We start from the raw sequence: 10,547 nt of genomic DNA on the forward strand, positions 1-10,547 counted from the left end.
CTGCTAGGCAAAGACCTCTGCTCTTGCTTCGGGACGCAGCGGATCCGGCCCGAACCTGTTCGGACCATCCGTGCCCCTCATTACGGAAATAACCGTGATCGCGAGACCCGTAATGGTACCGATATAGGGAACCATGCCCAGGACGATCAGCGCCAAATACCACCAACCGGAAATGTCGCGATCGTGAAAACGGCGAACCTGAAGGGATAATATTGGTATAAAGATTGCAAGCCCAAACAATCCGCCGATCACCATGATGGCGACCACCGCTGACGAAACTCCACCCTGTTGGTCGGAAAAAGCGCCTACCGCCAAAGCGAAGATTACAAGCGCGAGCCCAACCAAGGTATAGAACAGCACGAACCACCAATATTCCGAGCGGGAGGCCCTGCCGGAAAAGGTTGCGTATTTCTGCGTCAGAACGGTCCGAACAGCATCAGTAAACCCCATATGAAATGCCCCCATTTCAGCTTGCTGCAAGCGCGGTGATCCACGGTCTCACCATCATCTTGTTTGTTAGTCATTCAGATGAAAACAGCTACAATTCAAACGTAGAAATTGCAATAAGTCGGTTGCATTGGGATCATTATTTTAAAAGCAATGATTAACGCGTTGAGATTTTCACCTTGGTCACGAGGTGGACGTAAAGGTCCCTGACCTGCTGGGGGAAGAATTCAGCCCGTTTAACCTGCTGTTTTGCCTCATGCCGCCGACTGCATCACCAGCGATTGATGGCAGTGCACGCCGGCGAGCACGCCTGAGGCGGAGGCGAGCGTGGCATTGTGCATGGCGCTTGCCGCATCGCCGGCGGCAAAAACACCCTTGATGGTGGTTTCCTTATTATCGGCGATCCGGATGATTGGCCCGAACGGTCCGTCGTCGAAGGCGCAGCCGAGCTGTTCGGCAACCGGGCTTGCCATCGTCGTTTTCGGCGCGACGAAGACGGCATCGATCGGCAAGACGCGGCCATCGGCGAGGCGAACGGCCTCAAGCTTCGGATCGTCACCCAACAATCCCACGATGGGGCTGCGTTCGATCCGGACACCACGGCCGGTCAGCTTCACCAATTGCTCTTCGTCGGGCTCGAACAGCGCCTGGGTGAAAAAGGTCGTTGCGCCCCAGTCCGGGATCATCATGGCGGAATGGGCCGAATGCGGATGGTTTGCGAGAACGCCGAGCTTGCCGCCGCTGACCTCAAAACCGTGGCAATAGGGGCAGTGCAGCGCGGAGCGGCCCCATCGCTCCTTGAGGCCGGGGATTTCGGGCAGCGTGTCGCTGACACCGGTTGCGAGAACGATGCGCGCGGCTCGTTCTTCGCTGCCGTCTTCGGTTACGATGAAAAACGCGTCACCATCGCTGTGCGCCCGCACGACCTTCCCCTGGCGGATGGTGATAGTCGGATAAAGCGAAAGCTGCCGTTTTCCCTCCCGCATGATTATCGCCGGCGTCTGGCCGTCCTGGCCGAGAAAACCGTGCGACGCTTCAGAAAACCGATTGCGCGGCGCGCCGGCGTCAACGAGCAGCACGCGCCGCCGCGCCCTGGCCAACTGCATGGCGGCCGACAGGCCGGCGAAGTTTCCGCCGATGACGATGGCTTCGAAGGACATGGAACTCTCCGTTGATATCGAATTCATGACTCAACATAAGTTACATGATATGACGCCGTCAAGCATCATGTTACTTGTCTTGTTACGATCCGCTTGCGATAATATCCGCGCGATCGACAGGAAAGAGAGCCATGCGCAATGACAGCCGCCTTTCACGCATGCTGCACGTGCTGATCCACATGGATAAGCACCAGCATTCGGCGACCTCCGAGATGATTGCCAAGATGCTGAACACCAATCCGGTCGTCGTCCGCCGCACCATGGCCGGCCTTCGCGAAAAGGGCTACGTCCGCTCCGAGAAAGGCCATGGCGGCGGCTGGACACTGGTGCGTCCGCTGTCTGAGATCACCCTGCTCGACGTCTACCGCGCCATCGGCGAGCCGCATCTCTTCGCCATCGGCCCAGCCGACGATCAGCCACAGTGTCTTGTGGAACAGGCGGTGAATGTCGCTCTCGGCGACGCGATGAAGGAAGCCCAGGCCCTGCTGCTGCAACGGTTGGACAGTGTGACGCTGGACAAAATCGCCGCCGACTTCGAGGCAAAACTGACCGCCCGCCCGGCGATATCCTATTCCTGCGCTTCATGAGCGGTGATTACATCTCTCGGTAGAGAAAGTAACGACCTTCCTTGACGTCGTTGTGAAGCGAGCACGCCGGCCCGAACCGTCACTCGCAAGCGCACAAGGTGTGTCGTTTCCGCATCACTTCCTGTAAGGTTGCAAATATCCGCTTGGCAATGGCGAATTGCTTCGGTACAAAACGCTCACCGCTTTAGTTCAAACATAAGGGAGGCGTTGCATGCCAGCAATCATCGAAACCTTCCCGTGCGGAATGTCCCGACGCTAGGTCATTTCCATTCGCGGCCCGCCTCAAGCGCGCCCGACATGCGGTTTTCCCTTAATTCATAGCCCGATGATCTGACGGGATTATTTCGTCTCCCGCTTGGGCTGTGCCTTCCAACTCTCTATTTTGAGGACCGGTTGCCGAACACGGCGCCGAGCGATTAAAATGACTCGCAAGAAGCTCGATTTCCGCGCCGATGCCTATCGCCATGTGCTCGGCTTTGTTTTCCATCATTGGCGCCATCGGCCTGTATTAGTGGGCATAATCATCGTGTTGGTGATAGCAAGCACGCTGGCCGAAGTCATGGTGCCGGTGTTTTCCGGCCAGATCGTCGATGCCATTGCCGGCAGCAATGCGGCTGACCGGGCGCTGCGCGCCTTCGTCATCGTCGTGGCACTGGGCCTGACCAGCGTGGCATTGCGCTGGTTCATCTTCAACGGCATTATCCGGCTGACGCTCCGCACCATGGCGGATGTGACGAACAACGGTTTCCACAAGGTGCAGCGGTTCTCGACCGACTGGCACGCCAACAGCTTTGCCGGTTCGACGGTGCGCAAGATCACCCGCGGCATGTGGGCGCTCGACTCGCTCAACGACCTGCTGCTGGTCGCCTTGCTGCCGTCCATCGTCATGCTGGTCGGCGCCAGTATCGTGCTTGGCAGCTACTGGCCGATCATGGGCCTGATCGTGGCTGCGGGGTCGCTGATCTATATCGGGGTGACCGTGGCGCTTTCCATGGGCTTCGTATCGCCGGCGGCAAGGCTTGCCAACGCCTGGGACACCAAGCTGGGTGGTGCGCTGGCAGATGCCATCAGCTGCAATTCGGTGGTCAAGGCCTTCGGCGCTGAAAGCCGCGAAGAGACGCGACTGGGCCAGGTGCTCGCCAGATGGGATAGCCGCACGCGGCGGACATGGAAGCGCGGCACATTGAGCGGCACGATCCAAGGCTTCATGATGGTTTCGATGCAGGCAGGTATTCTGGGAACGGGCCTGGTGATGTGGCGGCAGGGGCTGGCGACGCCTGGCGACATCACCTTCGTGCTGGCCATGTTCTTCGTTCTGCAAGGCTATCTGCGCAATGTCGGCCAGGACATCCGCAACCTTCAGCGTGCCGTCAACGACATGGAAGAACTGGTGCTGCTCGACAAGATGCCGCTTGATATCGAGGACAAGCTTAGCGCCAAGCCGATCAAGATCAGCGAGGGCGAGATCGTCTTCGATCGCATCACCTTCCAGTACGGCGCTCATCCCACTCCGCTTTACGAGGATTTTTCGGTCACCATCAAGCCGGGTGAGCGCGTCGGCCTGGTGGGGCATTCGGGTTCCGGCAAGACAACCTTCGTCAAGCTCATCCAACGCCTCTATGATGTGAACTCGGGCGAAATCCGCATCGACGGGCAGGATATCGCAGGGTTCAAGCAATCAAGCCTGCGCGGCCAGATCGCCATCGTGCAGCAGGAGCCGATCCTGTTCCACCGCACGCTGGCGGAAAACATCGCCTATAGCAGGCCTAACGCCTCGCGGCGCGAGATCGAGCAGGCGGCGAAACAGGCGAGTGCCCACGACTTCATCATGGACCTTCCCAAGGGCTATGAGACGATGGTGGGGGAACGCGGCGTCAAGCTGTCGGGCGGCGAGCGGCAGCGTGTCGCCATTGCCCGTGCCTTCCTGGCGGATGCGCCGGTGCTGATCCTGGACGAGGCGACGTCGAGCCTCGACAGCGAGAGCGAGGTACAGATCCAGCAGGCCATGGAACGCCTGATGAACGGCCGCACGACTCTGGTCATCGCCCACCGGCTGTCCACGGTGCGGGCGCTGGACCGGCTGCTGGTCTTCGACAAGGGAAAGATCGTTGAAGAAGGCGATCACCAGGCGCTGATCCGGCTCAATAACGGTATCTATCGCCGGCTGTTCGAACGGCAGGCGCTGGAGCTGACCAAGGGTCTGGTGGCGTGAACCGAAACGCTACAGCACCGCGCGTCTTTCGAGAGCCGCGGCGCTGTAGCACTTTGAATGGCTGCATAATTTTATCCTTAAATCGATTCCGATTTCAGGAATTATGCAGCAGGGCCGACGCTATCCTCTACGTCCGTCGGTAGAGGAAATAACGGCCTTCCTTGATGCCATCTGGCAGCGGCAGCGCCACCAGCTCGGGATGCTCAAGCGGCAGCCCGCTGACGGCGATGCCGTTATGGGCGAGCACGCCGGCCATCAGCCGCGGCAGCCAGGTCAGCGTCACCGCGTCGATCTCGTCATGGCCGGTGCCGATATCGGCATGGGCGAGGGCTGCGCCGATGCCGACGAAGGCCTGGCCCGATTCGCGGATATTGCCGGTCACCATGTCTTCTGCCTGCGGTGTCGAGGCCGAATAGGAGCGCGCTTCCCAGTCGAAGGCGACGATGCGCCGGCCGGGAAAAATCTCGCGCAGATGATCATAGGTGCGGCCGTTGCCGAGGCCGAACTCCAGCACCGGGCCTTCAATTTCCCCCACCAGATCGACGATCGAGTTCAAAATGTCGCGTTGAGCCGTCAACCGGCGAATGAAGCTGTCGAGGCGGCTCATCTAATCTCTATCCGTCATGAAATCGTCGGCGGTCCTGGAGGAATTCCAGCAAAAGTGCGAGAGCGGTTTTGCATCCGGAATTGCGTAAAAACAAAAAGATAGAGCATTTCCGTGCGTCCGAAAAAGCAGGAAATGCTCTAACACATGAAACCTTGGCAAGTCGATTGCCGTAAATGGGAATTGGCGTTGCAGTGGCAACATGGGTCTGTGCTAAGCTTGATGACATGAAAACCGTGACCGACGAAGATTTTTTTGCCGAAGTGCCGCTCTTCAGCGAATTCGAGGGCGTGACCGACGCCGCCAACTACCGGCCGCTGCCGGACGGATGGGTGCTGGCGCTCGCCGACATCGTCGGCTCGACGCAGGCAATCGGCGCCGGCCGTTACAAGGACGTCAACATGGCGGGCGCCAGCGTCATTTCAGCGGTGTTGAATGCCGTCGGCAAGGGCGATTATCCCTTCGTCTTCGGCGGTGACGGCGCACTGATCGCGCTTCCGGGTTCGCTGGAGGCGGCGGCACGCGGCGCCCTTGCCGCCGTGCAGATCTGGGTCGAAGAGGATCTGGGCCTGATGCTGCGCGTCGCCATCGTGCCGGTCGCCGACACCCGCGCCGAGGGCCTCGACGTCCGTGTCGCGCGTTACTCCGCAAGCCCCTATGTGACTTATGCGATGTTCTGGGGCGGCGGCACCAGTTGGGCCGAAAGACAGATGAAGCTCGGCCGTTACGGCATCGCCCGCGCGCCCGCTGGAACTCGCCCGGATCTCACCGGTCTCTCCTGCCGCTGGAGCCCGATCGATGCGAGAAACGGCGAGATCGTCTCGATTATCGCCGTGCCCGGCGAAGGTCGGCCAGGCCGGGAATTTCAAGAGCTCGTCGGCGGCATTGTCGCCATCACCACCGAGCAGAACCGCGACAGCCATCCGGTACCGGCCGATGGTCCGGACCTTGCCTTCTCGTTGCATGGCATCAATCGCGAGGCCAAAGCCACCGCCCCACCGCGCCGGCGGTTGTGGCAAAAGCTCTTCATCTTCCTGCAGCTCGCCATCACGGTTGTGTGCTACAGGCTCGGCATTCCGCTCGGCCGCTTCGATGCACGCCGCTACAAGCGCGACGTCGCCGACAATTCCGATTTCCGCAAGTTCGACGACGGGCTGAAAATGACAATCGACGTCGACGCCGAACACCTGAAGCGCATCGAGACGCTGCTGCAACAGGCACAGGCCAAGGGTGTGGCGCGCTACGGCCTGCATCGACAATCCTCAGCGCTGATGACCTGCTTCGTGCCGACGCCGATCGCGCGCGATCACATCCATTTCATCGATGGCGCCGCCGGCGGTTATGCGGTGGCCGCTAGCCAGATCACCGGCAAATCACTTTCTACAGCGCCGAGCGTGATCTAACGCTGTAACCCCGCAATCCTTCGGACGCCGCAATCACCTGCACCACGCATGAACCTACTTTTCGTAATGAAATCGGCACTGAATGATTTCCAACTGCTGGTCGGAACCTTGCCAGTCACGCAGTAGACGAGCCGATGCTCTCCGAGGATGCGCCTTGACCAAAATCCGGATAGATCGCCCTTCAATGGCTCTGGCTTGCCAAGAACTTTAAAGGCTGACCTTTTCGTATCTTTCAGGAGCTCGTTGATTTTCTCGACCATCTTCTGGTCGCTTTTCTGCCAGTATTCGTACTCTTTCCAGGAATTCGGCGTCCATAGCAACTTCATGTCAGAGAGTAGGATCGCTCTCTAACACCTGCCCATTGCGAAGCTGTCCGATACTTTCGCGTAGCCGGGCAGAATTAGCAGGCGTCGAAAGCAGGTGTAACGTCTCTTGCATACTCTCGTACTCGCCTTCGGCAACCAAGACCATTGCTTCCGAACCTTGACGGGTCACGAGCAGAGGCGCCCGAGAAGAGATGACTTGATCAAAATAGGCTGCAATGTTTTGCCGGAACTCCGTCAAACGAACGTGGGCCATCGACATCCTTTCCCAACTTCCAAGCGTACGGATATATGTACAGATTGCCGGAAAGTCAGTACGGAACATTAGCTCGCCCGCCATCTCGATGGGAGTCGCTGCCGAATAGCAGACTTATGCGGTGACGTTTCCGTCACGCCTTGACGACATGATCGCCCGAGAGGCCGAGCCGGTTGAAGACGTTGCGCGTGTCGATAATCAGCGCCGCACTTTTCGACAGCCCCGCATAATCCACCTTGTCGTGGTCGGTCGCCACCAGCACCGCATCGTAGCCGGCAATGGTATCAGGCGTCAGCGTCACCGATTTGCGGCCCTTCAGCGCCTGGTATTCGCGCGTCGGCGGGATCTCGGCGACGAAGGGATCGTGATAATCTGCGTGTCCGCCACGCTCCTCGATGATCTCGATCAGCCGCAGCGACGGGCTTTCTCTTATATCGGCGACGTTCTTCTTGTAGGCGAGCCCAAGCACGAGCACCCGGCTGCGGCTCAGCGCCTTGCCGGCGCGGATGTCGAGCGCTTCGGCGAGCTTGCCGACGATATAACGCGGCATTGCCGAATTGATCTCGCCGGCGAGTTCGATGAAACGGGTCGGCAGCTCGTATTCGCGCGATTTCCAGGTGAGGTAGAAGGGATCGATCGGGATGCAATGGCCGCCAAGGCCGGGGCCGGGATAGAAGGGCATGTAGCCGAAGGGCTTGGTCTTGGCCGCGTCGATGACCTCCCAGACGTCGATACCCATCGCCGCATAGACGGTCTTCAGCTCGTTGACGAGGGCAATATTGACCGAGCGGAAGATGTTTTCGGTGAGCTTCACGGCCTCGGCCGTCGCATTCGAAGAGACCGGAACGACGGATGATACCGCCGCCCCATAGAAGGCCTTCATCAGCGCCAGCGCCTCAGGCCCGTCGCCGGCGACGACCTTGGGGATGGTGGCGGTATGATAGTGCTGGTTGCCGGGATCCTCACGCTCCGGGGAGAAGCCGACGAAGAAGTCCGAGCCGGATTTCAGCCCGGTGCCTTCGAGAATGACCTTCACCACGTCATCGGTCGTGCCGGGATAGGTGGTCGATTCCAGCACGACGAGCTGACCGGGGCGCAAATGCGCGGCAATCGACCGCGACGTCGCCTCGACGAAGGAAAGGTCGGGATCGCGATGTTTGGTGAGCGGCGTCGGCACGCAGATGATGACGACGTCGCACTCGGCAAGGCGGGCGAAATCGGTCGTCGCCTTGAAGCGGCCCGCATCGATCTCGACAGAAAGCGCCTCATCGCTCACCGCGTCGATATAGGAGCGGCGGGCATCGAGCGCCACCATCTTGCCTGGATCGATGTCGAAGCCGGTCACCGCAAAGCCGCTACGCGCCACCGCCATCGCCAGCGGCAGGCCGACATAACCAAGCCCGATGATGCCGGCACGGGCCGCGCGGGTTTCGATCTTCTGCAAAAGCGTATCGAAGGTGGAGGTGGCCAAGGCGCGATCTTTCAAACGGGGAACAGGGAAAGCTGATCTAATGCATGATCGCGTGGAATTAAACCCGAGGCCCTCTTCTCCCCGGCGGCAATATCGTCGGTTGGCGACCCAAGACCCCTCCCCAACCCCTCCCCACAAGGGGGAGGGGCTACCGTGCCACACCGCTACGCATGACCTCCATCTAACGATCCGGAGAACGGCAACAGCCAGTAAGACCTCTCATTTAGATCACAGCCGGCGACCGCAGCTTAGCCCCTCCCCTTGTGGGGAGGGGTTGGGGAGGGATAAGCGGCAGCCGGATGACAGCTGGTCTCGCCAATCTCCTACATTGAAAATCCCTTAGCCGGGTGTGGCGAAAATGACTCAGGCCGCGACGTTTGCTGCAACTTGAGCGCACAAAAAATTACAGCTCCCATTGTTTCGCACTTGCAGCATCCCTATTTTGACTTTTGATAACGAACCAGCTGGAAAGGACAACCCGTCCGATCCCCGGATATGGGGAGCTGAGGGGCGCCACTGCCGGGCTTTCGGCAGATCCGTTGACACTATATTACCGCTCGTACATCCTGATTTCCCTGTGACCTGCGCATGAAAATGCGGCGGCCGAGGGAATTTTTGGCTCTTAGGGATGGCGTGCCTTATGAGGATCATACCGAGAATGAGCACGATCGAAACCAGCGTCTCCTCCATCCTGTTGGACCGGGTCGCTGAATGGCTGACGAACTCTTCGCTGGCCGGAGACGAGCTTGAAAACATCGTCCGCGGCTTCTGCGAAAGGCTTGCGGCCGCCGGCCTGCCGATCGCGCGCGTGCACCTGACCTTTTCGATGCTGCATCCGCTCTACGATGCGCTGAGCTTCACCTGGCGGCGCGCCAGCGGCGTCACCATCGAAGGTTTTCGCATGCCGGCCGGGCAGAAGCCGGACCGCTTCCTGCAGAGCCCCTATTATTACCTGCTCGACAACAACCTGCAGCACATCCGCCGCCGGCTGACCCAAGAAGGCCCGGCCGAATTCCCGATCTTCGAGGACCTGCGCAAGGACGGCATCACCGACTACCTCGCCTTCGTGCAGCCCTTTGGCGACGGCTCGGTGCAGGGCATGATGGGTTCCTGGTCGACGGACCATAAATCCGGCTTTTCCGACGACATGATCGATGCGCTGCTCAGGATGCAGAACCATCTGGCGGTCGCTGCCAAGATGGCGGTGCTCGGCAAACTCGCCAACAACATGCTGACCACCTATCTCGGCGGCGACGCCGGCAAGCGGGTGCTGAACGGCCAGATCCGCCGCGGCGACGGAGAGACGATCCGCGCAGCCCTCGTCATGGGCGATATGCGCGAATCCACCATATATGCCGAAAAGGAAGGCCGGCAGGCTTATATCGACACGCTGAACCAGTTCTTCGACGCGATTGCCGCCCCCTTCAACCGCAATGGCGGCGAGATCCTGAGCTTCCTCGGCGATGGCTTCCTCGCCGTCTATCCTTGCGGGCGCCATAAGGACCCATCGAAAATTGCCTGCGAGGCGGCGCTTTCGGCCGTGCATCAGGCGCAGGCGCGGGTCGCCGAGCTCAACAGGGACCGCGAGCAGAAGGGCCTGACCAGGGTCGGCTACGGCATCGGCCTGCATGTCGGCAACGTCATGTTCGGCAATGTCGGCCTCAAGGACCGCCTGACCTTCTCCGCCTTCGGCTCAGCCGTCAACGAGGTCCAACGTTTGCAGATCCTGACCAAGAAATACGGCCGCGAGGTCGTCGCCAGCCAGGCCTTCGCCGGTTATTGCGGCGGCGAATGGACAACGCTCGGCGAGGAGAAGTTGCGCGGCGTCCGCCAGAAGGTGACGGTGCTGCAGCCGCGCGCGCCGGCACCCACAATCAATGTCGACGAGAGCTTCCGCGAGGCCGTACAGAACGGACTTTCGGAAGCCGAGCAGGTCATTCTTCTGCATCGCGACGCCAAGAAACAGGTCAAGCGCACCAGCATGGAGAAATTCATCCAGTAAGAGCTTAGAACCCCTGCCATAATCTTCGCATCTCGCCCGGGGGAACTTCGGCGGGGGCGGCGGTTTTTCTATGATTGTCATC

9 protein-coding genes and 1 pseudogene are annotated in these 10,547 nt (G+C 59.9%); 4 read left to right on the forward strand and 6 right to left on the reverse strand.

The window, feature by feature from the left end; translation table 11 throughout:
* Positions 1 to 3 precede the first annotated feature (3 nt).
* Together ACIPSK_RS01065 and ACIPSK_RS01070 are read right to left on the reverse strand one after the other, a co-directional pair.
* A complete protein-coding gene (locus tag ACIPSK_RS01065; protein ID WP_162115355.1) occupies positions 4 to 450 on the reverse strand; it encodes a DUF805 domain-containing protein in 447 nt (148 codons plus the stop codon).
* Positions 451 to 701: 251 nt separating this feature from the next.
* A complete protein-coding gene (locus ACIPSK_RS01070) occupies positions 702 to 1,607 on the reverse strand; it encodes an NAD(P)/FAD-dependent oxidoreductase (RefSeq protein WP_162115197.1) in 906 nt (301 codons plus the stop codon).
* A gap of 131 nt (positions 1,608 to 1,738) precedes the next feature.
* On the opposite strand from ACIPSK_RS01070, the gene ACIPSK_RS01075 reads away from it, so the two are divergent.
* Positions 1,739 to 2,194: an Rrf2 family transcriptional regulator gene (locus tag ACIPSK_RS01075; RefSeq protein ID WP_162115196.1), complete on the forward strand. Its 456-nt coding sequence runs from the start codon at positions 1,739 to 1,741 to the stop codon at positions 2,192 to 2,194.
* A 421-nt stretch (positions 2,195 to 2,615) separates the two neighbouring features.
* Positions 2,616 to 4,406 (forward strand): ABC transporter ATP-binding protein, encoded by a 1,791-nt coding sequence (locus ACIPSK_RS01080; protein WP_162115195.1) that lies wholly within the window; start codon positions 2,616 to 2,618, stop codon positions 4,404 to 4,406.
* A gap of 127 nt (positions 4,407 to 4,533) precedes the next feature.
* Here the strand turns inward: ACIPSK_RS01080 and ACIPSK_RS01085 are convergent, their stop codons facing one another.
* Positions 4,534 to 5,013, reverse strand: a complete 480-nt coding sequence (locus tag ACIPSK_RS01085; protein ID WP_162115194.1) for a class I SAM-dependent methyltransferase — start codon at positions 5,011 to 5,013, stop codon at positions 4,534 to 4,536.
* A gap of 224 nt (positions 5,014 to 5,237) precedes the next feature.
* On the opposite strand from ACIPSK_RS01085, the gene ACIPSK_RS01090 reads away from it, so the two are divergent.
* The gene (locus ACIPSK_RS01090; protein WP_162115193.1) at positions 5,238 to 6,413 is read left to right on the forward strand and encodes a DUF3095 domain-containing protein; all 1,176 of its coding nucleotides are present in this window, start codon (positions 5,238 to 5,240) and stop codon (positions 6,411 to 6,413) included.
* 54 nt (positions 6,414 to 6,467) lie between these two features.
* On the opposite strand, the pseudogene ACIPSK_RS01095 reads toward ACIPSK_RS01090, so the two are convergent.
* The 3 genes and pseudogenes from ACIPSK_RS01095 to ACIPSK_RS01105 form a co-directional block, all read right to left on the reverse strand.
* Positions 6,468 to 6,739 (reverse strand): annotated as a pseudogene (locus ACIPSK_RS01095) (Txe/YoeB family addiction module toxin).
* A 1-nt stretch (position 6,740) separates the two neighbouring features.
* Entirely contained in the window at positions 6,741 to 6,992 is a 252-nt protein-coding gene (locus ACIPSK_RS01100) for a type II toxin-antitoxin system Phd/YefM family antitoxin (RefSeq protein ID WP_162115192.1), read from the reverse strand.
* A gap of 133 nt (positions 6,993 to 7,125) precedes the next feature.
* The gene (locus ACIPSK_RS01105) at positions 7,126 to 8,463 is read right to left on the reverse strand and encodes a nucleotide sugar dehydrogenase (RefSeq protein ID WP_162115191.1); all 1,338 of its coding nucleotides are present in this window, start codon (positions 8,461 to 8,463) and stop codon (positions 7,126 to 7,128) included.
* A 658-nt stretch (positions 8,464 to 9,121) separates the two neighbouring features.
* Here ACIPSK_RS01105 and ACIPSK_RS01110 point away from each other — a divergent pair.
* Positions 9,122 to 10,465 (forward strand): adenylate/guanylate cyclase domain-containing protein, encoded by a 1,344-nt coding sequence (locus tag ACIPSK_RS01110; protein WP_026154574.1) that lies wholly within the window; start codon positions 9,122 to 9,124, stop codon positions 10,463 to 10,465.
* The last annotated feature ends 82 nt before the right edge of the window (positions 10,466 to 10,547 follow it).

It is taken from the genome of Rhizobium sp. LARHSG275 (assembly GCF_052871115.1).

Bases quoted from the DNA above. Each gene is read 5' to 3' on its own strand.
- ACIPSK_RS01080 (WP_162115195.1), top strand. From the start codon at position 2,616: ATGACTCGCAAGAAGCTCGATTTCCGCGCCGATGCCTATCGCCATGTG.
- ACIPSK_RS01065 (WP_162115355.1), bottom strand. From the start codon at position 450: ATGGGGTTTACTGATGCTGTTCGGACCGTTCTGACGCAGAAATACGCA.
- ACIPSK_RS01075 (WP_162115196.1), top strand. From the start codon at position 1,739: ATGCGCAATGACAGCCGCCTTTCACGCATGCTGCACGTGCTGATCCAC.
- ACIPSK_RS01100 (WP_162115192.1), bottom strand. From the start codon at position 6,992: ATGGCCCACGTTCGTTTGACGGAGTTCCGGCAAAACATTGCAGCCTAT.
- ACIPSK_RS01070 (WP_162115197.1), bottom strand. From the start codon at position 1,607: ATGTCCTTCGAAGCCATCGTCATCGGCGGAAACTTCGCCGGCCTGTCG.
- ACIPSK_RS01085 (WP_162115194.1), bottom strand. From the start codon at position 5,013: ATGAGCCGCCTCGACAGCTTCATTCGCCGGTTGACGGCTCAACGCGAC.
- ACIPSK_RS01110 (WP_026154574.1), top strand. From the start codon at position 9,122: ATGAGCACGATCGAAACCAGCGTCTCCTCCATCCTGTTGGACCGGGTC.
- ACIPSK_RS01090 (WP_162115193.1), top strand. From the start codon at position 5,238: ATGAAAACCGTGACCGACGAAGATTTTTTTGCCGAAGTGCCGCTCTTC.